This is a genomic window from Corynebacterium sp. HMSC074E01, from assembly GCF_001808885.1.
GTDB lineage: Bacteria > Actinomycetota > Actinomycetes > Mycobacteriales > Mycobacteriaceae > Corynebacterium.
In genome coordinates this window covers 518,802-541,943 of record NZ_KV794854.1, presented here as the reverse complement: position 1 = coordinate 541,943, position 23,142 = coordinate 518,802, and the positions used below count along the sequence as shown (strand labels likewise).

25 protein-coding genes are annotated in these 23,142 nt (G+C 60.6%); 17 read left to right on the top strand and 8 right to left on the bottom strand.

What is annotated here, in order from left to right:
- Window positions 1-7: 7 nt before the first annotated feature.
- The 3 genes from HMPREF2537_RS11890 to HMPREF2537_RS11880 all read left to right on the top strand — a co-directional run bounded on the left by HMPREF2537_RS11890 (window position 8) and on the right by HMPREF2537_RS11880 (window position 2,419).
- Complete coding sequence (locus tag HMPREF2537_RS11890) at window positions 8-1,453, top strand: trypsin-like peptidase domain-containing protein (protein ID WP_246818783.1); 1,446 nt, start codon at window positions 8-10, stop codon at window positions 1,451-1,453.
- Window positions 1,454-1,562: 109 nt separating this feature from the next.
- Window positions 1,563-2,156, top strand: coding sequence for a MogA/MoaB family molybdenum cofactor biosynthesis protein (locus HMPREF2537_RS11885; protein WP_010187605.1), 594 nt, complete (start codon window positions 1,563-1,565; stop codon window positions 2,154-2,156).
- Window positions 2,156-2,419 carry a hypothetical protein gene (locus tag HMPREF2537_RS11880; protein ID WP_070529347.1) on the top strand — a complete coding sequence of 88 codons (264 nt, stop codon included), beginning with the start codon at window positions 2,156-2,158 and terminating at the stop codon, window positions 2,417-2,419. The genes HMPREF2537_RS11885 and HMPREF2537_RS11880 overlap by 1 nt, the downstream gene beginning before the upstream one ends.
- An 87-nt stretch (window positions 2,420-2,506) precedes the next feature.
- Here HMPREF2537_RS11880 and mscL read toward each other — a convergent pair whose 3' ends face one another.
- The 3 genes from mscL to HMPREF2537_RS11865 form a co-directional block, all read right to left on the bottom strand.
- Window positions 2,507-2,935, bottom strand: coding sequence for a large conductance mechanosensitive channel protein MscL (gene mscL, locus HMPREF2537_RS11875; RefSeq protein WP_070529345.1), 429 nt, complete (start codon window positions 2,933-2,935; stop codon window positions 2,507-2,509).
- 377 nt (window positions 2,936-3,312) lie between these two features.
- Complete coding sequence (locus HMPREF2537_RS11870) at window positions 3,313-3,957, bottom strand: SAF domain-containing protein (RefSeq protein WP_070529343.1); 645 nt, start codon at window positions 3,955-3,957, stop codon at window positions 3,313-3,315.
- 55 nt (window positions 3,958-4,012) lie between these two features.
- Window positions 4,013-4,579: a 5-formyltetrahydrofolate cyclo-ligase gene (locus HMPREF2537_RS11865; protein WP_070529341.1), complete on the bottom strand. Its 567-nt coding sequence runs from the start codon at window positions 4,577-4,579 to the stop codon at window positions 4,013-4,015.
- Between the two features lie 70 nt (window positions 4,580-4,649).
- Between HMPREF2537_RS11865 and HMPREF2537_RS11860 the strand changes: the two genes are divergently transcribed.
- From HMPREF2537_RS11860 to glpR, 4 genes are all read left to right on the top strand, one after another.
- The gene (locus HMPREF2537_RS11860) at window positions 4,650-5,579 is read left to right on the top strand and encodes a UTP--glucose-1-phosphate uridylyltransferase (RefSeq protein WP_070529339.1); all 930 of its coding nucleotides are present in this window, start codon (window positions 4,650-4,652) and stop codon (window positions 5,577-5,579) included.
- An 88-nt stretch (window positions 5,580-5,667) separates the two neighbouring features.
- Window positions 5,668-6,960, top strand: a complete 1,293-nt coding sequence (gene glp, locus HMPREF2537_RS11855; protein WP_070529335.1) for a molybdotransferase-like divisome protein Glp — start codon at window positions 5,668-5,670, stop codon at window positions 6,958-6,960.
- A 22-nt stretch (window positions 6,961-6,982) separates the two neighbouring features.
- Window positions 6,983-7,699, top strand: coding sequence for a GNAT family N-acetyltransferase (locus HMPREF2537_RS11850; RefSeq protein WP_070529333.1), 717 nt, complete (start codon window positions 6,983-6,985; stop codon window positions 7,697-7,699).
- A 182-nt stretch (window positions 7,700-7,881) separates the two neighbouring features.
- On the top strand, window positions 7,882-9,111 hold the full coding sequence (gene glpR, locus HMPREF2537_RS11845; RefSeq protein WP_070529331.1) for a divisome protein SepX/GlpR: 1,230 nt from the start codon (window positions 7,882-7,884) through the stop codon (window positions 9,109-9,111).
- 40 nt (window positions 9,112-9,151) lie between these two features.
- On the opposite strand, the gene HMPREF2537_RS11840 is transcribed toward glpR, so the two are convergent.
- Both HMPREF2537_RS11840 and HMPREF2537_RS11835 read right to left on the bottom strand, forming a co-directional pair.
- A complete protein-coding gene (locus tag HMPREF2537_RS11840) occupies window positions 9,152-9,769 on the bottom strand; it encodes a DNA-3-methyladenine glycosylase I (RefSeq protein WP_083299026.1) in 618 nt (205 codons plus the stop codon).
- Window positions 9,770-9,793: 24 nt separating this feature from the next.
- Window positions 9,794-10,330, bottom strand: a complete 537-nt coding sequence (locus HMPREF2537_RS11835) for a methylated-DNA--[protein]-cysteine S-methyltransferase (RefSeq protein ID WP_246820326.1) — start codon at window positions 10,328-10,330, stop codon at window positions 9,794-9,796.
- Window positions 10,331-10,349: 19 nt separating this feature from the next.
- On the opposite strand from HMPREF2537_RS11835, the gene HMPREF2537_RS11830 reads away from it, so the two are divergent.
- Both HMPREF2537_RS11830 and HMPREF2537_RS11825 read left to right on the top strand, forming a co-directional pair.
- Entirely contained in the window at window positions 10,350-10,763 is a 414-nt protein-coding gene (locus HMPREF2537_RS11830) for a DoxX family protein (protein ID WP_070529327.1), read from the top strand.
- Window positions 10,750-11,439 carry a zf-HC2 domain-containing protein gene (locus tag HMPREF2537_RS11825; RefSeq protein ID WP_070529325.1) on the top strand — a complete coding sequence of 230 codons (690 nt, stop codon included), beginning with the start codon at window positions 10,750-10,752 and terminating at the stop codon, window positions 11,437-11,439. Before HMPREF2537_RS11830 ends, HMPREF2537_RS11825 begins: the two co-directional genes overlap by 14 nt.
- On the opposite strand, the gene HMPREF2537_RS11820 is transcribed toward HMPREF2537_RS11825, so the two are convergent.
- Entirely contained in the window at window positions 11,436-13,049 is a 1,614-nt protein-coding gene (locus HMPREF2537_RS11820; protein ID WP_070529323.1) for a dolichyl-phosphate-mannose--protein mannosyltransferase, read from the bottom strand. The two genes, HMPREF2537_RS11825 and HMPREF2537_RS11820, sit on opposite strands and share 4 nt — an antisense overlap.
- A 38-nt stretch (window positions 13,050-13,087) precedes the next feature.
- Here HMPREF2537_RS11820 and rsmI point away from each other — a divergent pair, with 38 nt between their 5' ends.
- The 6 genes from rsmI (at window position 13,088) to HMPREF2537_RS11790 (ending at window position 19,868) form a co-directional block, all read left to right on the top strand.
- On the top strand, window positions 13,088-13,936 hold the full coding sequence (gene rsmI, locus HMPREF2537_RS11815) for a 16S rRNA (cytidine(1402)-2'-O)-methyltransferase (RefSeq protein ID WP_070529321.1): 849 nt from the start codon (window positions 13,088-13,090) through the stop codon (window positions 13,934-13,936).
- Between the two features lie 295 nt (window positions 13,937-14,231).
- Window positions 14,232-16,073 carry a BCCT family transporter gene (locus HMPREF2537_RS11810; RefSeq protein WP_070529319.1) on the top strand — a complete coding sequence of 614 codons (1,842 nt, stop codon included), beginning with the start codon at window positions 14,232-14,234 and terminating at the stop codon, window positions 16,071-16,073.
- Between the two features lie 88 nt (window positions 16,074-16,161).
- Complete coding sequence (metG, locus tag HMPREF2537_RS11805; RefSeq protein WP_070529317.1) at window positions 16,162-17,994, top strand: methionine--tRNA ligase; 1,833 nt, start codon at window positions 16,162-16,164, stop codon at window positions 17,992-17,994.
- Between the two features lie 4 nt (window positions 17,995-17,998).
- The gene (locus tag HMPREF2537_RS11800; RefSeq protein WP_070529314.1) at window positions 17,999-19,192 is read left to right on the top strand and encodes an MFS transporter; all 1,194 of its coding nucleotides are present in this window, start codon (window positions 17,999-18,001) and stop codon (window positions 19,190-19,192) included.
- Between the two features lie 99 nt (window positions 19,193-19,291).
- Window positions 19,292-19,573, top strand: a complete 282-nt coding sequence (locus tag HMPREF2537_RS11795) for a type II toxin-antitoxin system RelE/ParE family toxin (RefSeq protein WP_070529312.1) — start codon at window positions 19,292-19,294, stop codon at window positions 19,571-19,573.
- A gap of 34 nt (window positions 19,574-19,607) precedes the next feature.
- Complete coding sequence (locus HMPREF2537_RS11790; RefSeq protein ID WP_070520778.1) at window positions 19,608-19,868, top strand: HigA family addiction module antitoxin; 261 nt, start codon at window positions 19,608-19,610, stop codon at window positions 19,866-19,868.
- Window positions 19,869-19,888: 20 nt separating this feature from the next.
- On the opposite strand, the gene HMPREF2537_RS11785 is transcribed toward HMPREF2537_RS11790, so the two are convergent.
- Both HMPREF2537_RS11785 and HMPREF2537_RS11780 read right to left on the bottom strand, forming a co-directional pair.
- Window positions 19,889-20,392 (bottom strand): GNAT family N-acetyltransferase, encoded by a 504-nt coding sequence (locus HMPREF2537_RS11785; protein ID WP_070529310.1) that lies wholly within the window; start codon window positions 20,390-20,392, stop codon window positions 19,889-19,891.
- Between the two features lie 8 nt (window positions 20,393-20,400).
- The gene (locus HMPREF2537_RS11780; protein ID WP_083299024.1) at window positions 20,401-20,895 is read right to left on the bottom strand and encodes a GNAT family N-acetyltransferase; all 495 of its coding nucleotides are present in this window, start codon (window positions 20,893-20,895) and stop codon (window positions 20,401-20,403) included.
- 24 nt (window positions 20,896-20,919) lie between these two features.
- On the opposite strand from HMPREF2537_RS11780, the gene HMPREF2537_RS11775 reads away from it, so the two are divergent.
- Together HMPREF2537_RS11775 and HMPREF2537_RS11770 are read left to right on the top strand one after the other, a co-directional pair.
- Window positions 20,920-21,744 carry a TatD family hydrolase gene (locus tag HMPREF2537_RS11775; protein WP_070529308.1) on the top strand — a complete coding sequence of 275 codons (825 nt, stop codon included), beginning with the start codon at window positions 20,920-20,922 and terminating at the stop codon, window positions 21,742-21,744.
- 245 nt (window positions 21,745-21,989) lie between these two features.
- Window positions 21,990-23,138, top strand: coding sequence for a resuscitation-promoting factor (locus HMPREF2537_RS11770; RefSeq protein ID WP_070529306.1), 1,149 nt, complete (start codon window positions 21,990-21,992; stop codon window positions 23,136-23,138).
- The last annotated feature ends 4 nt before the right edge of the window (window positions 23,139-23,142 follow it).

Below are 23,142 nucleotides of genomic sequence, written 5' to 3'. Positions count from 1 at the left end.
TTCGAACATGGATAGTCCCATGGATAACCCGCAGAACTCTGATGGGCGGGGACAGGCGCAACAGCGCGGCGAGGTATTTTCGGCGGGAAGCGAATCGAATGGTTGGAATCAACCGCGCACCAACTCGTGGGAGTCTGGCGGGCAGGCACCTTATGGGGGCCAGCCAGGGCAGGGGAGCCGACCTTCATTTGGTGCTCAGCCCTCCCAGGCTTCTTACGGCGCGCAAGCGCCTTATAGCGGAGCGAGCTACGGCTTCGGCCAACCCAATCAGAGCAGCCCGCAGTCGCAGAATCCAACGCAGCCTTATGCAGGACAACAAGGTGCGGGCGTGCACGGCGTGCAGCCGGGCCCCGATCAGAAGAATAAGCGCAAGATAGGTCTGGGCACTGCGCTGGCAATGATGCTCGTCGCAGCCGTTGGTGCTGGCGGTGTCACCGGTGCGGTTGTCGGCGCAGCGGGCAAGGATAAGTCTTCCACTTCGACCGTCAACGAAGTATTGGAACGTCAGCCGGTGGCAAATAGCACCGGCCAAGAGCCAGCTGATGGTTCTGTGGAGGACGTGGCGTCGAAGGTTCTCCCAGCGGTGGTCTCCATTTACTCCATAACTCGCTCGGGCGGTGCCGAGGGCTCCGGGTCCATCATTTCCCCGGATGGCTATGTGCTGACCAATCACCACGTGGTTGCCGGTGCAGACCAAGGAGGGCGTCTGGAAGTGACAATGAATGACGGCTCGCGTCATAGCGCTACATTCATTGCGTCGGATGCGACGACGGACGTAGGCGTCATCAAGATTGATGATGTCAATGACCTGCCCTATCTCCAGTTTGGTGATTCGGACGCTACCGCAGTGGGGCAAGAAGTAGTCGCCGTTGGTTCCCCGCTGGGGCTGAACGCAACGGTGACGTCGGGAATTGTGTCAGCCAAGAACCGCCCTGTTCGTGCCTCGCAGGAAGGTGGGGAGTCCTCGTTGATCGACGCCATTCAGACCGACGCAGCCGTAAACCCCGGTAATTCCGGCGGCCCCTTGGTGGACATGGAGGGCAACATCATTGGCATGAACTCGATGATCGCCTCGCTGTCGAGTGGCTCGAGTTCCGAAGGCGGTTCCATTGGCTTGGGATTCGCAATTCCTTCGAACTTTGCTAAGCGCATGGCCGATGAGCTCATTAATAACGGCAGGGTCAAGCACCCCACCTTGGGTGTTAAGGTTCGCGCGCAGAGCGAGACCCAAGGTGCAGAGATTGTCGACGTGGAACCTGATAGCCCAGCTGATAAGGCAGGACTGAAGTCCGGTGACGTGGTCACCCGCGTTAATGAGCGCCTCATTGAAAGCTCCGATGCCCTGATCGCGGCAACACGTTCCCAGGAGTTTGGTGCAACCGTCACCCTTGAGGTGAAGAGTCGCGATAGTGAAGATGCGAGAAAGGTAGAGGTAACGCTGGCAAGCGAGTAAGTTTACAAATACTTGGGCGGTGCGCCAGCGCCGCGTGAGCCTCGCACCCAGACACCTTTTCAAGAAACTACTTCCGGAAGATTCCGTCCCACCTTTAAGGAGAACCTCCGTGGCAGACAACACCGACGCAACCGAGCTGTTGGGGCGCGATGCCTCACGCGAACTCGATGACGTTACCGAACCCGATGACGCCTTCCTCATTGCCAGCGAACAAGAACAAAGCGTTCAAGCGCCACGCCGCGCGCTCGTTGTGATCGTCACCGATCACCCGGATGAGGCGGCCCAGGACACATCGCGCTTGGCTGGTGAACTGCTGGCTGAAGCCGAGTTCACCGTTGACGGCGCAGTGATTGTCCGCTCCAAGAAGTCCAAGATCCGGCAGGCTATCGAGACCGGCGTGGTCGGGGGAGTCGACTTGGTGCTCACGATTGGCGGCACGGGAGTCGGCCCGCGTGATAAGACTCCGGAGGCAACCCGCGCAGTGCTGGACCAAATGGTTCCGGGCGTAGCGCAAGCGTTGCGCTCTTCCGGCCAGGCTTGTGGCGCGGTGGATGCGTGCACCTCCCGCGGTATTTCGGGAGTGTCTGGGTCAACGGTCATCGTTAACGTCGCGTCGTCCCGCGCGGCGGTGCGCGATGGCATGGCCACTTTGACGCCGCTGGTGCACCACCTCGTTGATCAGCTGCAGAAATCCAGCGTCTAATGGCCGAACCCACGCCACGCTCCTCGCGTCCGCGCCGTCGTCGAGCTCAGCGTCCGTCGACCGCTGAGAATTACGATCGCAGTTTCGATGTCCCCAGCGGGCCGGTACCCCATGCTGCTTCCGCTGTTGCGGGTAGCGACGAACTGCGCACCGTGAATTTCGACGGGGACACACAGGTGCCCGGAGGCGACGGTGACGATGATGTCACCGGTGAGGCTTTCTACCGCGAGAATATGCCGCCGCACTTTGGTACTACGCAGTAGCGCGTCGAGGGCCTAGAGCGCATAAGGAAATCCCGCAGAGCTTCAGCATTGTGCAGGCTCTGCGGGATTGCAGGTTTTGCTTGTGAATTAGAAGCTGGAACCTGGCTTCTCAGTGGTGGTGCCACCGTTCTCAGCAGCGAGCAGGTCGCGGATCTCAGCGAGCAGCTGCTCGGCGGTCGGAGCCGGCTCCTCCGGGTCAACACCCTGGCGGCGCTTAGTGCGCTCGGTGACGGCGTTGAGCGGAGCGACAATGACGAAGTAGATGACGGCGGCGACGATCAGGAAGTTGATGAGTGCCGTGATGACCGCACCAAAGTCAAGGAAGGTCTCGGGATTGTCGGTAATCGCGAAGCCCAGGCCACCGAAGTCCGGGGAACCGAAGGAGTTGATCAGCGGCTGGATGAGGTGGTCCGTGATGGAGGTGACGATTGCGGTGAATGCAGCACCGATGATGACGGCCACGGCTAGCTCGATGACGTTGCCGCGCAAGATGAAATCTTTAAAGCCCTTAAGCATGGGAATATGTCCTTTTCTGCGGAGTAATTGCTTCTTCGGTAGCGCGCGGCTGCGTCGCAGTGCGCGCGGTGAGTGCTCTAACGCTGTTCAGGGAGGTGGCACCTAGCACGTTTATAACCTGAAGGAGCCCGATTGAGAGAGAGTCTTGAAGCATAGGAGTGCTTCCTCGGGAAGAAACATCGGGGGAAACTTGCGGGGAATAGAAAAGACCACTGTTGAGCGCTCACAGCATGCGTTGCCACGACGTTGTGAGACAGGAAAGACACACAAACATTAGCGCCTGAGTGGATGCGCCCATACTAGGCAGAGATTGTTGGTGGTGGCAACATCCCGCGGCACCATTGATGCGCAAACGCGGCGATCTTCACAGTGTCATCTTAATTGTGGGCACGGTCGCCCACGATGACGACCGTGAGCGGTTGCGCAAGGGAAGCGGCAGCGACGTCCTCGGCCGCCTCGGCGGGGAGGGCAACGAGCAACGATTGGGTGCGTGCATCATCTCCGCCTGTTCCCACCGACACGACGCGAGCGCCACGGGCAATAGTCGTTCCGCGTGCGGGGGCGGTACCGTCGGGCTCATCCTCGACCGTGCCGACGATATTGACCGTATCTCCATGGTGGAGATTAAGAGAAATCTCCGGCTCAGCCAGCGTAAGCGGGATGAGGTGGCCGTTGTCCATACCGAAATCTGCGACGAGATCTGAGCTGAGTAGACGAGTTGTGGTCAAGATTTCGCCAGCGCTCGCGGCCGCTACCAGCACGCGTCCCACGGCATCCTCTGGGTTATTTCCCAACGCCGTGGCGGGAAGAGCGGAGGAGGGGACGCGGGCCACGGAGACATCGCCAAGCGCTAGCGTCTCCCCGGCCGCCACGTCCCGGGCCATGACCACGACGTGGGGCTGCTCACGCGTGGAAGCGAGCGCACTGGCTGCGGCGGTCACGAGCAGGACAGCTGCGATAACGCGGCGCAGGAGCACACTGCGGCGATGTCCCGGGGTGCGCAGAACATGTAGAAAATCCATACCTTCTTAGACTGCGCGTGGCGCCGCGTGGTTCCCGGGCGGGGCCCGAAAGCGATTAAAGCCAGCGCATCCCGCGCTCGGTGAGGACGCCATCGACTGGGCGGTCGTGCTCATCGAAGGGGACATCGCGGACCTCGCTGGAATGCACCAAGGCAACGACAGGCGGGCGTCCAGTGGGGAGGGGAGTGAGCGCGCGGTCGTAGTACCCCGCTCCCTTGCCCAAGCGCATGCCAGATTCGCTCACTGCCATCGCGGGCGCGAGGATGAGATCAAGTCGCGCCAAGACATTGCTACTGTGGCGTTGCCCGACGGGCTCTGCAATTCCTAATGCCCCCGGGCGCATGGCCTCTGGCCCGCCATACAGCGTCCATAAAAGCTCACCGTTTTTGCCGGAAATGGGCAGGTAGACCTCCTTGCAAAGCGCTGCCACGGTCTCTACGAAGTTGGGCCCGCCGGGCTCTGTGCCCAGGGGGTGGTAGGCGGCAATCCGCATCGCGGGAGTAAGTAACTCACCCACACCGGCGCACCACGCAGCATTGTCATCAGCGCGCTGCTCGGCGCTGCGCTCGCGCCGAGCGTTCAGGAGTAAGGATCTTAAGGCGTCCTTGGGGGAGGTCGTCATAGGCTTTAATCATAGCGGGACGGCGTAGCGCAGCACGGGAGCGCGGGGGATGCATTGTAAAGTGGAACTTATGGCTATTGCACACGAGGATTCCCATACCGGGATCGCTACGGTCGTTGTCCCCGCTGCTGGCATGGGCACACGCTTTTTGCCCGCCACCAAGACCGTACCGAAGGAGCTGCTCCCCGTCGTTGATACGCCGGGCATTGAACTCATCGCGGAAGAGGCCGCGTCCGTGGGCGCCCAGCGCCTCGCGGTGATCACCGCGCCGAACAAGCAGGAAGTGATGCGGCACTTCGATGAGTTCCCTGATCTTGTTGAGACCCTCGACGCTCGCGGCAAAGATGAGCAAGTAGCCAAGGTCAAGCGCGCTGCCCAGTTGATTCACCCGATTTCCGTGGAGCAGGAAAAGCCGCTGGGCCTGGGGCACGCGGTGGGCTTGGCGGAATCTGTGCTGGAGGATGACGAAGAATTCTTCGCCGTCATGCTCCCGGATGATATTGTCCTGCCGGCCACCGTCATGGGGGAGATGGCCCGCGTTCGTGCAGCGCTGGGTGGTAGCGTGCTGTGCGCCTTCGAGGTATCGCGCGAAGAGACCTATAACTACGGCGTCTTCGATGTCGAGGACACCAACGCGCCGGGCGTGAAGAAGGTTGTGGGCATGGTGGAGAAGCCGGATCCGGAAGATGCGCCTTCGAACCTCGTGGCCACTGGGCGCTATCTGCTCGACAGGAAGATTTTTGATGCCCTTCGCCGCATCAAGCCAGGCAAGGGCGGGGAGCTGCAGCTGACCGACGCCATTGAGCTCCTCATTAAGGAAGGCCACCCCGTTCACGTCGTAGTCCACCAAGGCAAGCGTCACGACTTGGGCAACCCGGGCGGCTACATCCCAGCCAACGTTGACTTTGGTCTGCGCAATGAGAAGTACGGCCCCGCGCTCTACAAGGCAATCAAGAAGATTGTGGAGGACTACGAAGAAGAAAAAGGGCTGAAGGCCTAAGCCTTCACACGCCTAGCGCGCTAAGCTCTACTCCAGTAACTTCCACCCCTTTAGACCCCACATACCCCAGAGTAAAGGCAGGCGGTACATGCGTTCGGTCGATGACCAGATGGCGTTCATTCTTGATGCAGCGATGACTCCCGAGCCGGTACGCATCGCCATCGCGAATGCCCTAGGTCTCAAGTGCGCGGAGGAGGTGCAGGCAAACCAGCCGCTCCCGGGGTTTCCGCAAGCAGCCATTGATGGCTATGCCGTGCGTGCCGTGGACGTCGGGGGAGAAAAAGCTCTCAAGGCACGCTCGCGCCACGACTCCGAGGATGCTGATGCTCCTGCCTCGGAGACTGAAATTGAGCGCTCGCTTCCGGTGGTAGGGGAGGTTCCGGCAGGCTCGCGCCAGCCTTTGCGTTTGCAGCCCAAGCAAGCGGTGCGCGTCTACACGGGTGCGCCGTTGCCGACGCTTGCCGACGCCGTCCTTCCCCTCGAATGGACGGACCGCGGCCGCAAGCGTGTGACCTCGCACCGCCCGGTGCGTTCGGGCGACTTCGTGCGCCGCGTGGGCGATGACATTCAGCCCGGGGATGTTGCCGTGTCTTCCGGAACCATCTTGGGCCCCGCACAAATTGGCCTGCTCGCGGCAGTGGGACGCTCAAAGGTGTTGGCGTATCCGCGTCCACGCGTGACCATCGTGTCCTATGGTAAGGAGCTTGTCGACGTCGACCGTGAACCCGGCCTGGGTCAAGTCTTCGACGTGAACTCTTATTCGCTTGCGGCGGCCGCGAAGGAGGCCGGCGCCGATGTGCATCGCGTCGGTATCGCAGCCGGCGAGCCGCGCCGCATGCGGGAGGCCTTGGAAACCTATCTGGCGCGCAGCGAGGTGCTGGTGATCTCCGGCGCCGTGGGTGGCGCAGGTTCGGAAGAAATCCGTGAGGTCCTCGATGAGCTAGGAGATGTGGACACATCCCGCGTGGCAATGCACCCCGGTTCGGTCCAAGGCTTCGGACTATTAGGTGAGGAACGCATCCCGACCTTCTTGCTGCCCTCGAACCCGGTGTCCGCGCTGGTTATTTTTGAGGTCTTTGTGCGCCCGCTGATCCGGCTCTCCCTGGGCAAGCGCAGCGGTCAGCGTCGCGTGGTGCGCGCACGCGTGCTCAACCACATGGAGTCCCGCCCGGGCCGTCGTGGCTATATTCGTGCCCGGCTCATGCGTGATGCCGAAACATCCGATTACCTGGTGGAAGGCCTGGGTGGTGCGGCGGGCGCGCCGGCGCACCTGCTTGCCGGACTATCTGAGGCCAACGCGATGATTCGTATCCCGGAGGAAGTCACCGAGATTCGCCCGGGTGATGTGGTGGACGTCCTCTTCCTGACCCAACGCAGCTAGATGCAGGCAGATACTCACGGTCATGCTTGATCCTTTCGGAACCGCCGCTGGGCGCTTTGCCACCCCGGCCAGCGGTGAAGCCAATCCCGACCATCCTGGCTGGCCGGAGGCAACTCCTGCGGTTCGGTTGCGGGCGTCAAGCGTCTTCCCGCATGGGGCGACAGTTCGTTTGCGCCCGCTCTTGCGCCGCGATGGCGAAGCGTGGCGGCGACAGCGCATGGAGGATAGGGATTTTCTCAAACCGGTGGAGCCGACTCTGCCGACCTCGTGGGCTGCGGCGCATTCACAATCAGCCTGGTGGAATCACCTGATGTTTTTGCGTGATTCGGCCCGCGCTGGAACTGTGGTGCCGCTCGTTATCGACGTCGATGGTCAGTTCCGCGGGCAGTTGACCTTAGGGAATATTCAGCATGGTGGGGTCAGTGAGTGCTGGATAGGCTATTGGGTGCATTCCGGTGTGCACGGCGCGGGTGTGGCGACTGCCGCCTGTGCCCTCGGTGTTGACCATGCCTTTTATCGCGTTGGGTTGCATCGTGTGACAGCTACTTACCTGCCGGAGAATCCCGCTTCAGGCAAGGTACTGCACAGCAACGGGTTTCGGGATGAAGGCTTCCTGCGTCGCAACCTGCATATCGACGGCGCGTGGAGGGACCACCACTTCTTGGCACTGAATCGTGAGGATTTTGCTTCCGGGGCGGTGGAGCGCTTGCGCGCGACGGGCCGCCTCAGCGGTGCTTAGCCGATGCTGAGACAGCAGATATTCCAGCAGATATTTTAGGTCAACTACCTCTGCTTTCACTTAAGTAACAACCTTGTAATTTATGGTCTCGTTGATGCCCACAGGCTGGGGTTGGGCGGCTAGAGTAGGGGCCTAGTTATATTCCCTTTTTTCGTCGACCCCTGAAAGTGGGACACAGCCGCATGATGACTGCCGTGCCGATCGTTCTCGTAATCGTGTTGTGGCTCTTCATCCTCGCCCCGTTGCTTTTGCGTTCGCAACGCCCGATGAGCCATACAGGTGAGGCCTTTGAAGAGACCCGCGTGCTCTTCGAAGGCGATTCCGGCTCCGTGCCGGGCCGTCCTAAGCCGCGCTTGAGCAAGGAAGATGTCCGCCTGAGTTCCCAGGCAGGGGCGGAGGCTGATGCTGAGGAGGCAGGCTACGAGTTGGTCGAGGCCGAAGGCGTCAGTGAGGATTCTCAATCCGGCCGTGCTGCGGCTGATGCTGCTGAGCAGCCAGATGTCGCCGACACGATTGACGGCGAAGTTCTCGAGGCTGAAGATGCGGAAGAGGATTTCGAGCTAGCAGCGGAACCTGAGCATGATACCGAAAATGAGCACGACCTCGATAATGATATTGAGAGCGTTGAAGCGAACGCAGCTGAGGTTTTCACGGCTCCGGCCAACGCTAGCGTCGCAGAAGATGCTTACAGCTTGGATGACTCCTATACCTCTCCGGTCGATTTGATGTACCCGGGTGCTATTGACTCTGTGGACCAGACTCCGGAGGACACCATCGCCGAGGAGGCAGACGGCGCTTATGATGCTCTGGAGCAGGAAGAAACCACGGCGGTTGAGGGCGAGAGCATTGATGTCGCAGATACGAACTCCGCTGAGGACGCTGAAAACAACGGCAGCGATACCGAGCTCTCCGCGGAAGAGCTTGCCTTTGCGCAGCGCCGTCTTGGCCGCGGCGGCTGGGATCCGGTGAAGGAGAAGGAGGCTTCGGCCACGCGGTACCAGCGCCGCCAGCGCACGCTCATCGGCCTAGCCGTGGCGGTGGTCGCAACGGTATGCCTGGGCATCGTCGTGGGCGGTTGGACCTGGTGGTTGGCGGGCATCGCTGGTGTTGTGACCACGGTCTACCTGGTGGCGCTGCGCGCCCAGGTGCGCCGCGAGCAGGAGCTACTTCGTCGCCGCGTCTACCACTTGCGCCGTGCGCGCTTGGGTGTGCGCAACGCGGAGAACCCTGCTGAGTCACTGCCGCCGAACCTGCGCCGCCCGGGCGCGCTCATCTTGGAAATCGATGATGAAAGCCCGGACTTTGATTACCTTCCGGTGTACTCAGAGGATGATTCCGACGGCGGTTTCGATGGGCCGCATCCTTCCCCGCGCCAGCGGCGTGATGACCTCGCGGCACGGCGAGTCGGTTAAGCAGCACGTGAATGTGCCTTTCGTTCAAGCGCGCTGAGCGCTAGGCCGACCACACTCCCGAACTACCGCGGCGATGCGAGCCCATAAGGTGGGCGTCGACCATCCCGATGGCCGTCATGAGTGAAAAGCAGGTCACTGGGCCGACGAACTTGAACCCAGCCTTCTTCAAAGCCTTGGACATGTCCAAGGCTTCTTTTGTGTATTTCGGGATGTCCTCTTCGCTTTCTGGCGCAATCGTTTCTGCCGGCAAGAAGCTCCAAATGAATTCATCCAGCCCGCCTTGCTCGCGCAGGGCCAGCGTGGCCTTGGCGTTGGCGAGCACCGCGTTGATCTTAAGGCGGTTGCGGATAATTTCTGGATTGTTCATGAGGCGTTCGACTTCTTCCTCGCCAAAGCTGGCCAGAAGGTCAGCATCAAAGCCGACGAAAGCAGCGCGGAAGGCTTCGCGTTTGCGCAACACGAGCTCCCAGCTCAGCCCGGCCTGGAAGCCTTCCAGACAGAGCCGTTCCAACAGAGCGGATTCCTCATGGACGGGCATGCCCCATTCGGTGTCGTAATACTCCTTGAGCAGTGGAGAAGTCATTGCCCACGCGGGGCGGCCAAGGCCCGCAGAGTCATATACAAGTTTCGTATCGTTTGCCATGTGTGTAGTAGTCATGCCTTTTTAGACTGCAAAATCTAGTTATTGGTTCCCTGCTTCGTGCTCCAGCAGTAGCCGTTTTGCGGCCACACCCCCGCGATAGGAGCCTAGGCCGCCGCTGGCTGGCACGACGCGATGGCACGGCACCACAATAGGAAGCGGGTTGCTGGCACAGGCGCTACCCGCGGCACGGGCAGCTTGAGCGCTACCGGCGGCGGTGGCAAGAGCCGAATAGGTCCAACGTTCGCCGAAGGGGATGTCGCGAAGCGTGCGTTGTGCCCGGTCGCGGAAGGCACGAGGAGTCGCCGGGACGGCGAGAAGCAACTCGAATTCCCTCCGGATACCGGCAAAGTACTCGGCAATTTGTTGAGAGGCGTCGACAAGCACCGCGCCCGCAGAGCCAGGTTCGGTGACATCCGTGAGGCGTTGCATGCTTCCGAGATCCGGAGTTTCGCCGTCGAAATATACGTGGGATAAACCCTGTGCAGATCCCACGAGGGTGAGACGGCCGAGGGGAGTGTCCAGAGAGGTCCACATGTGCATGTTGGGAGGGGAGTCCTTTCGGAGGGCGGTGGCCATCCAGGGTAGTCTATGAACCATGAATAGACCCGCCGTACGCGATGCCGCGCTTCTCATCTTTCGCGCGGTGCTGGGAGTCATCTTCGTGGCGCACGGTGTAGACAAGATGTTTTTTAGCGGAATGGACGAAGTAACCGGGCAGTTCTCCGCCATGGGCGTCCCACAGCCACAAACATCGGCGTACTTGGCTGCCTTCGCAGAAATGCTGGGCGGGGCGGCCCTGGTCGTAGGTTTGCTCACGACCTTTGTTGCGGGGGCTTTAGCGCTGCTCATGGCATGTGCGTTGTATTTCGTGCACATGGGCAACGGCCTCTTCGCTACCGATGGTGGCATCGAGTACCCGCTAGTTCTCATCGTGTCACTGCTCATGATTGTGGTCTTCGGTTCCGGCCGGGCGAGCGTAGATGGAGTGCTGAGCCGTGCTGACGCATGAGCAGGTGCAGGCGGCGATTTCCGCACAGCTTGATGGGGAAGCTCCACAGCTCTCACCAGACGTCATCGAAGCACACGTGTCTGGGTGCTCTGAGTGCGCGGCATTCCGGGACAAGGCCGCAGCCCTTTCACGCTCATTGAGCGTTGTGGAACCCGCTGGTGTTCCGCCGCACGACTTATCTGATGTCATCCTCGCCGGCGTGGAGCCGGAATGGCAGCGAGCCTCCAGCGCGCGACAGGCATCGCTGACCTTGGCGCGGGTAGCCCTCGGGGTGCTGTCCCTAGCGTTTGTGGTGTGGGCGGTCGTGGTCGTCGTCAGTGCCTCGGGGCTAACAACTCTGGCGAGCGAAGGAACACTCGCGGACGGCGCTGACCCAGGACGCGCACACCTGTTGATGGAGGCTGCGGCGCTGCGTTTCGGTATCGCAAGCGGTTTGGCTTTTGCCGCATGGCGCCCAGCCTCGGCCCCTGGATTGCTGCCGGTAGCTTGTACGATGTTCGCGTTCTTGTGCGGTTTTACAATGCGCGACTTTGCCTTAGGCAGCGTCGCTGCGGGGCAGGTTTATATCCTCATCGGCACGGGCCTGGCCACCGTCAGCTTGGGCTGGGCTTGGGCAGCGGACCGGGGATTCCTGTTGCACGACGTCTTTCGGGCGATTTCCGCTAGCCCACGCTAGGACCAGGACGGCAGCCACATCATGGAGTTGTACCACGAATCAGGGATGAGATAGCCATAAAGAATCGGGGAGAAGTAGGCAAACATTGCCACAACTAGTGCGGCATAGCACACCGTAAGGAAGGTGCCCAACGGCATCGCGGAACCAAAGAGTCCTGTGAGCCTGCGCCACTGCAGTAGCCGTCCGCGGCCGATCATTTGGCCCAAAGCCAAGGAAATCAGCACGATGATGAACGGGATGAACGCCGTGGCGTAGAAGAAATACATCTGGCGGTCGAAGACTGCTAGCCAGGGCAGGAATCCTGCGGCAGCACCCACGAGTGGGATGAGGAAGGCCCGGTTTCGGCGGACAAGCAGGGACCACAGTCCCCACAACACTGCAGGGACGACCAGCCACCAAATGGCGGGAGTACCGAAGAGGTACAGCATCTTGCGGCAGGAGCCGCCGTCCCCGCAGGAGATGTCCGTGGAGGAGTAATAGAGGATAGGGCGTGCGGCCACCAGCCAGGCCCACGGCTTGGAATCCCAGGGGTGGCTGTGCCCACCGGAGGTGGTCAAAGAAGCATGAAACTCCAGCACCGAAGAGTGGTAGTAGAACCAGCCGGCGAGTGGCTCGGGGAGGTGAAGCAACCAAGAGCCCTCCTCAATGGTTCCGTCCACTTTGGCGTGGCGGTAAACGGCTGTTTCGTCAGCGAACCACGCACGCCAGGACCAGGCGTACAGGGCAACGGGAACCGCGACGATGGAGGCGAGGGCCGCTGGTGTATCGCGTACCAGCGTGCCGACAATGTAGCGGCGCACGCCGTAGAGACGGCGCAGCGCGAGATCCGAGAAAACGCTCATCAGACCGAAGAACATGATGTAGTACAGGCCGGACCACTTCACAGCAAGCGTCAGCCCCAAGAAAACACCGGCCGCAAAACGCCACCACCGGAAACCAAAGCGGGGCCCGAAGTCGGAGTCACCCATCGTGCCCGACACGAAAGCGGAGTGGAGACGCTCACGCATCTGCTGGTGATCGCGCGCCAAAGCCCACGCGGCGGCGACGACAAAGAAGACTTGGAAGATGTCGAGCATTCCGAATTTGGAGGACACGAGCAGCACGCCATCGCACACGGCGAGAAGACCAGCCAGGAATCCCACTTGCCAGGAACCAGACAAGCGGCGAGCCAGCGCCATGGTGAGCATCACTGTGCCCACGCCAAACAGCGCGGCCATGGCCCGCCAGCCCAGTGGGGTATAGCCGAAAAGTGCTTCTGATATCGCAATGATCTGCTTGGCCAGCGGCGGGTGCACAACCAGGCCATAGCCTGGGTTGGACTCAATACCGCCGAGGAAGAGGTTATGCCAGCTAGTGACCATGTCCCAGGCCTGCGGCACGTAGTGCTTCTCGTCGAAGACGGGTGTGCCTTCAGAAACCGGAGCAGCCAAACCAATGAATCGTGTGAGTAAAGCCAGTACCGCGATGATCGCGGTGCTGATCGTGTCGGCCCGGGTCCAGGTGTAGGGCCGAGGGGCAGGCGGTGCCGGCCGGGTATGCGCGCCACGCGCGGCGGATAGGCGCGTGCGCTTGCGGCGGCCAGATCGATCTGTAGGGGTTGCGATACTCACCCGGAAGAGTCTAGCTTGCGTGTGCCATGCTGGTGAGTATGAGTCTTCAGCTTGATCCCTTGCCCCGCGGTGTCATCCTTGCCGCTACGCCGCTGGGAAATCCCGGTGATGCTTCCGCCCGACTAATGCAGGCTTTGGGCCACGCAGACGTGATTGCGGCGGAAGATACCCGCCGTGTTCGCAATCTTGCCCAAGCGCTAGGAGTCGAGATCCGCGGCAAGGTGGTCTCCAACTTCGACCACAACGAAGAGGAACGCTCGCGCACGTTAGTCGCCGCTGCCCGGACGGGAACCGTGCTTGTCGTGTCGGACGCCGGCATGCCGCTGGTTTCTGATCCGGGGCACTCCATCGTGACCGCCGCTGTGGAGGCGGGTGTGCCCGTGACGTGTTTCCCGGGTCCTTCGGCGGTACCGACCGCCCTCGCGCTTTCGGGGTTGGGGGTGGGGCATTTCCTCTTCGATGCCTTCCCGCCGCGCAAGCCCGGCCCGCGCAAGGCGTGGCTGGAGTCCTTGGTGGGGGAGCAGCGCGCTATTGCTTTCTTCGAGTCCCCACACCGCTTGGCGCAGACGCTTGGCGACGCCTCCGAAATCCTCGGCGCCGACCGTCGCGCTGCCGTCTGCCGCGAGCTGACGAAGACATATGAGGAGATTAAGCGCGGTTGCTTGGGCGAGCTTGCCGAATGGGCGCAAGAGAATGCGCGGGGTGAAATCACCGTAGTCATCGAGGGCGGTGATGCCGCACCCGTGTCGTTGGAGACCCTCGTGGAGCAGGTCCGCGCAGAGGTTGAACGCGGCGTGCGTGCCAAGGATGCCTGCAAGCAGGCCGCCGCGGGAACGGCGTGGTCTAATCGTGAGCTTTATGATGCCTACCTTGCTGCCCGCGGCTGAGCACTATCACTAGCGTCTGGTGATAGAGGTCTCTTTTAGGGCAATCGTTATGGCATCGTTATGTGTCTTGAAAGCTGGCATGGCTGTGGAACGGCTGGGAAAACGTTGGATTGTGTGGACACGCTGCATAGTTGCTGCACAGAGCGGTGCGAAAAGGGGTGCTCGTTGCAGTGGGATTAAAGGGCAACCCCACCAACATTGCTGACGTCGAATCTCTGCAACTGGGGCGCTGTGCAGCCTTTTTGTTTCCATTAGGGTTTGACTAGTTGATGAGACAGCACCAAGGTCGGTAGGTATGACAGACTCGACAAATTCAGACAATGTGAAGGACACGGAGGTGTCTTCGGCTGCTTCCCAAGGACAGAGCTCGCCGGCTGCGGTGGAGGAATACCGCACTGTCGACGAGCGCCTCGAGGCATCTTCAGCCACGAGCCAGCTCCAGGACATGCTCACCAACAAGGCGTTCGATCCTGCGGCTGAACCTGCACCAGTTGAAGAACAAGAAAACGACGAGTACGGGCCCGGTGGCATCGATTCGCCGATCGACTGGACCATCGTGGGAATCGCCGGCCTGCTCGTTGCCGCCTTTGTGGCATGGGGCTTGGCCGCTCCGGAGAGCTTTGCCTCTTTCTCCAGCAATGCTCTGAGCTTCGTGGTGAATAACTTTGGTTGGGCCTATGTCCTCTTCGGAACAATCTTCGTTGTTTTTGTCATCTGCATTGCTGCCTCTAAGTTCGGCACCATCCGCTTGGGCAAGATAAATGAAGAACCGGAATTCTCCACGGTCTCTTGGATTGCGATGATGTTCGCTGCCGGCATGGGCATCGGCCTGATGTTCTACGGCGCTTCCGAGCCGCTCAACTATTTTAAGAACGGCGTTCCGGGCCATGGTGAGAATGAGGTAGGAACCTCAATGGCCACGGCCATGTTCCACTGGACCCTGCACCCGTGGGCCGTGTACGCCATCGTGGGCCTCGCCATCGCTTATTCCACCTTCCGTATTGGTCGCAAGCAGCTGCTGAGCCAGGCTTTCGTGCCGCTCATTGGCCAGCGCGCTGCGGACGGTGCCGTGGGCAAGATCATTGACATCTTGGCCATCTTTGCCACTGTTTTTGGCACGGCTTGTTCGTTGGGTCTGGGTGCCATGCAGATTCAGGCAGGCCTGCAGGCCTCCGGAATCATTGAGAACCCCACGCAGAACGTCGTCATCGGCATTGTTCTCGTACTGACCTTGGCCTTTATTCTGTCGGCCATGTCGGGTGTGGGCAAGGGTATTCAGTACCTGTCCAACACCAACATGGTTTTGGCCGCTCTGCTGGCTATCTTCGTGTTCATCTTTGGTCCTACAGTCTCTATCCTGAACCAGATTCCGGGTTCCATTGGTAACTACCTGGCGAACTTCACCGAGATGATTGCTCGTACCGCTGAGTCCGATAACGGAACTGCCGGCGAGTGGCTGTCGACGTGGACGATTTTCTACTGGGCTTGGTGGGTTTCCTGGTCGCCGTTCGTGGGTATGTTCCTCGCCCGCATCTCCCGTGGCCGTTCCGTCCGCGAGTTCTGCGTTGGCGTGCTTCTCGTCCCGGCGGGTGTCTCCACTGTGTGGTTCGCCATCTTCGGCGGTACCGCTATCCACATGGAGCAGAAGGGTAACTCCATCTCCGGTGAGTCTGCCGAGCAGGAGCTATTCAATCTTCTGCAGAGCCTGCCTGGTGGTTTCATTGCGGGCATCGTTGCCGCCCTGCTGCTGGCTACGTTCTTTATTACGTCGGCCGACTCGGCGTCGACAGTCATGGGCTCGATGTCCCAGTCCGGTGCAACCACCGCGAAGCCGTGGCTATCCGCGGCGTGGGGTGTGCTCACCGCAGCCGTCGGCCTGACCCTGCTTCTGTCGAGTGAGGATTCCCTGTCGAACCTGCAGAACGTCACCATTGTGGCGGCGCTGCCATTCCTCTTCATCCTCATCGGGCTCATGTTCGCTATTTTCAAGGACTTGAGCAACGATGTGATTTACCGCGAGTATCGCGAGTCCCAGGCCTTCCAGCGCAAGCTGGCGCGTGAGCGTCGCCTGCACCGCGAGTTCCAGCGCGAGCAGGCCTACAAGGCCCGCCGTCGCCAGCACAGCCACAAGCACTAGTTAGCATCTAGCTCTGGTGCGCGAGCATTTCTCTGATACACCCCCTCACTGCATTGCCGGTGAGGGGGTGTTCGATAGAGTAGAGGCCATGACTGAGACAGTTGTCGTTAATGTTGCTTGGCCCTATGCCAACGGACCCCGCCACATCGGACACGTGGCGGGTTTCGGCGTTCCTTCCGATGTGTTCGCCCGCTTCCAGCGAATGCGCGGTAACGACGTCCTCATGGTTTCCGGTACCGACGAGCACGGCACCCCGCTGCTGGTACAAGCGGACAAGGAAGGCGTGACGGTTCGTGAATTGGCGGATCGCTACAACCGTCAGATTGTCACTGATCTGGCTGGTCTCGGCCTGTCTTATGATCTCTTTACCCGCACCACCACCCGCAACCACTACGCGGTGGTGCAGGAGCTGTTCAAGGGCCTGTACGAGAACGGCTACATGATTAAGGAGACCACTCAGGGCGCAATCTCGCCGTCCACAGGGCGCACTTTGCCCGACCGCTACATCGAGGGCACCTGCCCGCTGTGTGGCGCCGATGGCGCGCGCGGTGACCAGTGCGATAACTGCGGCAACCAACTCGATCCGGTGGATCTCATCAACCCGGTATCCAAGATCAACGGCGAAACCCCGAAGTTCATCGATACAGAGCACTTCCTGCTGGACCTTCCTGCGGTCAAGGATGTCCTCGAAGAGTGGCTGAAGACGCGCGAGGACTGGCGTCCCAACGTTCTCAAGTTCTCCCTCAACCTGCTGGAGGATATGCGCCCACGCACCATGACCCGCGATATCGACTGGGGCATTCCCATTCCGGTCGAAGGCTGGGAGGATAACGGCGCGAAGAAGCTCTACGTATGGTTCGATGCGGTGATTGGTTACCTGTCTTCCTCCATCGAGTGGGCCCACCGCACCGGTAACCCGGATGCGTGGAAAGACTACTGGCAGAACCCGCAGGCGCGCCACTACTACTTCCAGGGCAAGGACAACATCACCTTCCACTCCCAGATCTGGCCGGCTGAGCTTTTGGGTTACGCGGGCAAGGGCTCCAAGGGCGGTGAGCTGCACACCTATGGTGATCTCAACCTGCCGACGGAAATCGTGTCCTCGGAGTACCTGACCATGTCCGGTTCCAAGTTCTCCTCCTCCAAGGGCGTTGTTATCTACGTCAAGGACTTCCTGGAGGAGTTTGGGCCGGATGCGCTGCGCTACTTCATCGCCGTGGCTGGCCCGGAGAACAACGACACCGACTTCACCTGGGACGAGTTCGTGCGCCGCATCAACAACGAGCTCGCTAACGGCTGGGGCAACCTGGTCAACCGCACCGTGTCGATGGCCCACAAGAACTTCGGCGAGGTCCCGGCTCCTGCAGCGTTGGAGCAGGCGGATAAGGATATTCTTTCCCTCGCAGAGGAAACCTTCGCTACCGCCGCGGAATTCCTCGAACAGTCCAAGTTCAAGCAGGCCATGACGGCCATCATGCACGTCGTCGGCGAGGCCAATGCTTATGTCGCGGCGATGGAGCCGTGGAAGCTGGCCAAGGATGAGACCCAGCGGGAGCGTCTGGCCACCGTGCTGTGGACCGCGCTGCAGGTGGTCTCCGATTGCAACGTGATGCTCACGCCGTTCCTGCCCTTTACCGCGCAGAAGGTGCACGAAACTCTGGGCCGTGAGGGCGTGTGGGCCGCACAGCCGCGAGTCGAAGAGGTGGTGGATGATATGCCGGTCGAGCTCGTTGGTGTAGACCTCCCGCCGGAAAACCACCCGTACCCGATCATCACCGGTGACTACTCCGCGCAGCAGGCTGCGTGGAAGCGTTTCGACATTACGCCGGGCACCGCGCTGCAGAAGCCGAAGCCACTGGTGGCTAAGCTTGACCCGGAGCTCGGTGAGACCGGCCCGGAGTGGGCCCCGGTTCAGAAGTAAAGGCGTGGGCTCGGCGTTTCGGCGCTCGCTTGCGTCCTTCCTGCTCTTTTCCGTTGTTTGCCTCACCGCGCTGAACCTGCGATCCGGTATCGCTTCGGTGGCACCGGTGCTGGGCCAGATCCAGAATTTCTTTGGGATTAGTTCTGGACAGGCAGGTTTGTTGACCGCGCTTCCTGGCCTGTGTTTTGCTGCCATGGGGTTGGCCGCCGTACCCATTGCTCGGCGGGTTGGGCTGAGCCGTACCTTGGCCGGCGGTACGCTGGCCTTGGCGGTGGGGCTGGCACTGCGGCCGTGGGTCGATAGTTTCCCCCTCTTTGTGGCACTGACCTTGTGCGTTGTCGCCGGCATCGCATTGGCGAACGTGCTGCTTCCCGCATGGATCAAGCAGCATGGTTCAGGCCGCGCACTGGTGGCATTGATGACCACCTACACCACGATGCTGGGTGTTTCCAGCGCTCTCGGCCCCCTGTCCGCGGTGACGCAGAGTACGTGGCAAGGTGCTCTGTGGATCTGGTGCCTGCCGGCCGTCGCACAGCTGGTGGCCTGGATAGTGGTCCTTCCGCAGGCTGGCAAGGATGTCGCTCACGGCACGATTGCCGGTGCGGGCGTGCAGCGCCCCATGTACACCTCGCCCACGGCGGTGGCCATGCTCTTTTTCTTTGGGCTGCAATCTACGATGGCCTATGTCCAGATGGGGTGGCTGCCGCGCATGCTGGTGGAGAAGGGCGTGAGCGAAAATACCGCCAGTGTGGCACTTGCTGTCATCGGTTTCTTCAACATTGTCGGCGGCGTGGTCATGCCGTGGCTTATCTCGCGACTGGACCGTCTTGCCCCCGTGCCCGTGGTGCTGGCGCTGTGCACGTGCGCCGGGTGGGGTGGAGTGCTCGTGGCTGCCGACGCCGCCCCGTTGGCCTGGGCCTCTTTGATGGGGATCGGTGGCATGTGCTTCCCGTTGGCGCTCGCTTTGCTCACCGCGCGCACGCGAAGTGCGCTGACGACCGCGCGCCTGTCTGGCTTTGTTCAGCCTGGTGGCTACGTCTTGGCGGGCCTCGTGCCGCTGTCCGTGGGAGTGGTGCGGGACGCCACCGGCAATTGGACCGCTGTGCTCATTGGTCTTATGGTGCTTAGCTTCTGCATGCTGGTCGCGGGCCTGCGTGCGACGACGCGTGTCTACATTGACGACGAGCTTGCTGCATAGCTGGTTCTCGATAGTTGCGGTAGTTTTGTATTACAGCGTTAGGTAGAATTAACGTCTCACGTTATTGACGCGTTGCGTTATGGGGGGTATGGTGCGTTTATGATTCAGTCGTTCGCGGATAGGACCACTGAGCGTCTATGGAATCGAGAGAGGGTGCTCTCGATTGATTCACGTATTCACTCGGTAGCCCTCCGCAAGCTGAGGCAATTGGGCTATGTGCAGAGGCTTGATGAGCTTCGGATTCCTCCGGGAAATAGGCTCGAAGCTTTGAAGGGCGATCGGCGGGGTCAATATAGTATTCGTATCAATGACCAATGGCGGATCTGCTTCCGGTGGACCGCTTTAGGGCCAGAGGAGGTTGAAATCGTTGACTACCACTAACAAGCTCCCCCCGGTACACCCAGGTGAAATCCTTATGGAAGATTTTCTCAAGGACATGGGGATTACCCAACACAAACTCGCTGTTTCGATAGGGGTCCCGCCTCGGCGTATTAACGAAATCGTCCACGGAAAGCGGGCTATTACTGCCGATACGGCTCTTCGCCTCGCCAAGTACTTTGGGATGTCCCCACAGTTCTGGCTGGGGCTGCAGACTCACTACGACTTGGATGTCGCAGAAGACAAAATTCTTGCTGAGTTGGACGATATTGTGCCGCTTCAAGCTGCGTCGGCTTAGTTAGTGGCCAGTAAGCCGCTTTAGGAGCGGTCGAAGTCGCGCTGCAAGTGGACCAAGCCGAGGCGCACGCCGTCCTTGGTGTGGATATTGGGCATGCGGCCGGTCTCCACGAAGCCAAACTTCTTGTGCAGGGCGATGGAGGACTCGTTGGTGTCCACGATGTAGGTAATCATCGTCTCCACGTAGTCATTTTCCTTCGCGTGATCCATGAGCGTGTCCATGAGCTCGCTGCCCACGCCCTTGCCCCGTGCGGACTCCGCAATATAAATGGAGTCCTCCGCTGTGCCGTAGTAGATAGCCGGGGTGACAAACTGGAAGTAGGCGGCCCAGCCAACGATCTCATCGTCATCGACGGCGACATAGACCGGATAGCCTTCCTTGTCCATCTGTGCCAGCCACTCTTCTCGGTCTTCTACGGATTCTTGCCAGGTCACCAGGTTGGTGGCCGGTTTCGCGGCGGAGGCGGAGTTGTAGATGGCGGAGATTGTGGGGGCGTCGGCAAGCTCTGCGGGACGAACGTGCATGATGTTCCTTAAACCATGAGTTGCAAGTGGGTGAGGTCTATCCAGCGCCCAGCTTTGCGACTGACTTCTTTTAACGTTCCTACAGTGGCAAAGCCGAACTTTTCATGCAACTTGATGGATGCGGCGTTGTCCGCCACGATGAGCGCCAGCAGCGTATGGACCTGCTCCGACTCACGGGCATGCTGAACGACAGCACCGAGCAAGCGCGTGCCTACCCCGCGGCCGTGGGCGGTGGGATCAACGTAGATTGTTGTCTCGTAGCAGCCCAGCCACACCTTAGGATCGCGGTAGGGACGGTAGAGTGCCCAGCCTAAGTACGTGCCGTCGTCAGCGAAGGCCACGAAACAGGGACAATTGTCGCGGCGTAGTTGATGAAGGTACTCGGTGCGTTCCTCCACGGTGGCGGGTTCGCTGCGAAAAATGAAGTGGGTCTCTCGGATGGCCCAATTCAGGGTGGCGGTCATCGCGGGGACGTCGGCGTCCGTCGCTTCACGGATAATCATGCGCGCAAGACTACACTCACAGCCATGTCTAAGAAGAAGCCACGCCCCACGCCCGTTCCCGCCGAAGGTTTGAGCCAGCTTATCGACGCCCACACGCACCTCGCCTCCTGCCGTGATGCTGATGCCGACCTCGTTGAGCGCGCTCGTGCTGCTGGTGTTGAGCGCATCGTTACCGTGGGTGATGGCCTAGCGGAGGCGGAGAAAGCTTTGGCCGCGGCACACGAATTCGACAACGTGTATGCCGCGTGTGCGATTCACCCGACAAAGGCTCATGAGCTGGATGAGGCCGCCCGTTCGCGCCTGAGCGAGATGGCGGCGGACCCACGCTGCGTGGCTATTGGTGAAACGGGCCTGGATACCTATTGGATTCACCACGAGCCGGAAACCACCGCGCCCCTCGAGGTGCAGGAAGAGGCTCTTCGTTGGCACGCTGAGTTGGCAGCGAAGGTGGGGAAGACGCTCATGATCCACAACCGTGAGGCCGATGAGGATCTCATGCGTGTGTTGGGGGAGTGCTCTGAAGTACCGAAGGTGATGCTGCACTGTTTCTCCTCACCACTTGATGTGGCCAAGGAAGCCCTTGAGCGCGGATATATTCTGTCCTTTGCCGGCAACGTGACGTTTAAGCGTAACGAAGAGATGCGCCAGGCCGCAGCGCTTGCCCCAGCCGGCCAGCTGCTTATTGAGACGGATGCGCCGTACATGACACCGGAGCCTTTCCGCGGTGCACGCAACGAACCTTCCCTTATCGGGCACACGTATCGCTGCGTGGCCCAGGCGCGTGGCCAGGAAGTAGAGGACTTGGCTGCGGAGGTTGCTGATACCTTCGCGCAGGTCTTCGGGGTGTGATGATCTTCACTAAGTGCAAATCCGCTGCTCATGGGTGGCGCGCGTGTTTGTTGTGGCGAATGTGTTGCTAGTGGTCCTGGCGTGTAAATACGTTTCGATCGTTGAGTTCTGTTACCGTATCGTTATTCAAAGTTAGTCCGGCCTTGATGTTGCCGGCCGGCGCGCGCAGAGCGCGCCATGACAGGTGCCGAAAGGCGGTCCCCCGCCTTTCGGATACGAAGCATCGCAGAGACGAGTAAAGGTTTATGTCCCCGAAGAAGCAGATCAAGCGAATCAATAACTCCCGCTCCTTGCCGCTGCGCATGGCTACCGGCGGTGTGCTCGGCACCCTTGCCGTGGGCGGTGTTGTTGCCGTTGGTGCCCAGAAGGACATCACGCTCGACGTCAACGGTGAGACCACCGAGCTAGCTACCTTCGCCGGCGATGTCAACGCCGCACTGGAGGCTGCAGGCGTCAACGTCGGGGGAGAAGACGTTGTTTACCCCGCGCTGTCAGAGCAGGTTTCCGACGGTGATTCGATCACCGTTCGTACCGCTAAGCCGGTTGCGGTGACCATCGATGGTGTTGAGAAGCAGCTTTCCTCCACCGATCTCACGGTCTCTGACCTGTTGGGCGGCCTCGATGGTATCGTCCCGGGAGCTGCCATCACTTCCGGCTCCAAGACCGTGAAGGAGGATGAAACGGTGACTGAGGGCATGAACCTTGAGGTTACGTCCCCGAAGATCATCAAGCTTTCTGACGGTGGTTCCGTCTCCTACGCCAGCGTTGCAGCTAAAACCGTGGAAGACGTATTGGAAGCCCGCGGGATCACCGTGGACAAGGATGACCGCGTGTCCCCAGCCTTGGATACCCCGGTCAAGGCCGGTACGGCCATCACCGTGGACCGCGTGGAGATCTCCGAGGAAGAAAAGACGGAGGACTTCGACGCACCCGCTAACTTTGTCGATGATCCCGAGCTGGAAGAGGGAACCGAGGAAGTTCGCGAGGAAGGCACCCCAGGTTCGCGCACCGTGACCCGCAAGATTGTGAAGGTCAACGGTAAGGAAGAGTCCAACGAGATCATCAAGGAAGACGTCCGCAATGAGGCCGTCGCCGCAGTGATCGCGCGCGGCACCAAGCCCAAGTCCACCGCCCCGGCCGTTGCTGAGGGCTCCGTGTGGGATGCCCTCGCGCAGTGTGAGGCCACCGGTAACTGGTCCATCAATACCGGCAACGGTTTCTCCGGTGGTCTGCAGTTCACCCCGTCGACCTGGGCTGCTTTTGGCGGAACCGAGTACGCCCCGCAGGCATGGCAGGCTTCCCGCGAGCAGCAGATTGCCGTGGCCCAGAAGGTTCAGGCCGCGCAGGGCTGGGGTGCATGGCCCGCCTGCACCTCGAAGCTTGGCCTGCGCTAAAGCT

Excerpts from the sequence above, each read along its gene's own strand:
- HMPREF2537_RS11840 (WP_083299026.1), bottom strand. The coding sequence starts at position 9,769 with ATGACTACTACACACATGGCAAACGATACGAAACTTGTATATGACTCT.
- HMPREF2537_RS11770 (WP_070529306.1), top strand. The coding sequence starts at position 21,990 with ATGTCCCCGAAGAAGCAGATCAAGCGAATCAATAACTCCCGCTCCTTG.
- HMPREF2537_RS11835 (WP_246820326.1), bottom strand. The coding sequence starts at position 10,330 with ATGGCCACCGCCCTCCGAAAGGACTCCCCTCCCAACATGCACATGTGG.
- HMPREF2537_RS11780 (WP_083299024.1), bottom strand. The coding sequence starts at position 20,895 with ATGATTATCCGTGAAGCGACGGACGCCGACGTCCCCGCGATGACCGCC.
- HMPREF2537_RS11890 (WP_246818783.1), top strand. The coding sequence starts at position 8 with ATGGATAGTCCCATGGATAACCCGCAGAACTCTGATGGGCGGGGACAG.
- HMPREF2537_RS11795 (WP_070529312.1), top strand. The coding sequence starts at position 19,292 with ATGATTCAGTCGTTCGCGGATAGGACCACTGAGCGTCTATGGAATCGA.
- HMPREF2537_RS11860 (WP_070529339.1), top strand. The coding sequence starts at position 4,650 with ATGGCTATTGCACACGAGGATTCCCATACCGGGATCGCTACGGTCGTT.
- HMPREF2537_RS11870 (WP_070529343.1), bottom strand. The coding sequence starts at position 3,957 with ATGGATTTTCTACATGTTCTGCGCACCCCGGGACATCGCCGCAGTGTG.
- HMPREF2537_RS11785 (WP_070529310.1), bottom strand. The coding sequence starts at position 20,392 with ATGCACGTTCGTCCCGCAGAGCTTGCCGACGCCCCCACAATCTCCGCC.
- HMPREF2537_RS11880 (WP_070529347.1), top strand. The coding sequence starts at position 2,156 with ATGGCCGAACCCACGCCACGCTCCTCGCGTCCGCGCCGTCGTCGAGCT.
- HMPREF2537_RS11775 (WP_070529308.1), top strand. The coding sequence starts at position 20,920 with ATGTCTAAGAAGAAGCCACGCCCCACGCCCGTTCCCGCCGAAGGTTTG.
- HMPREF2537_RS11865 (WP_070529341.1), bottom strand. The coding sequence starts at position 4,579 with ATGACGACCTCCCCCAAGGACGCCTTAAGATCCTTACTCCTGAACGCT.
- rsmI (WP_070529321.1), top strand. The coding sequence starts at position 13,088 with ATGAGTCTTCAGCTTGATCCCTTGCCCCGCGGTGTCATCCTTGCCGCT.
- HMPREF2537_RS11790 (WP_070520778.1), top strand. The coding sequence starts at position 19,608 with ATGGAAGATTTTCTCAAGGACATGGGGATTACCCAACACAAACTCGCT.
- metG (WP_070529317.1), top strand. The coding sequence starts at position 16,162 with ATGACTGAGACAGTTGTCGTTAATGTTGCTTGGCCCTATGCCAACGGA.
- HMPREF2537_RS11830 (WP_070529327.1), top strand. The coding sequence starts at position 10,350 with ATGAATAGACCCGCCGTACGCGATGCCGCGCTTCTCATCTTTCGCGCG.
- glp (WP_070529335.1), top strand. The coding sequence starts at position 5,668 with ATGCGTTCGGTCGATGACCAGATGGCGTTCATTCTTGATGCAGCGATG.
- HMPREF2537_RS11850 (WP_070529333.1), top strand. The coding sequence starts at position 6,983 with ATGCTTGATCCTTTCGGAACCGCCGCTGGGCGCTTTGCCACCCCGGCC.
- mscL (WP_070529345.1), bottom strand. The coding sequence starts at position 2,935 with ATGCTTAAGGGCTTTAAAGATTTCATCTTGCGCGGCAACGTCATCGAG.
- HMPREF2537_RS11810 (WP_070529319.1), top strand. The coding sequence starts at position 14,232 with ATGACAGACTCGACAAATTCAGACAATGTGAAGGACACGGAGGTGTCT.
- glpR (WP_070529331.1), top strand. The coding sequence starts at position 7,882 with ATGATGACTGCCGTGCCGATCGTTCTCGTAATCGTGTTGTGGCTCTTC.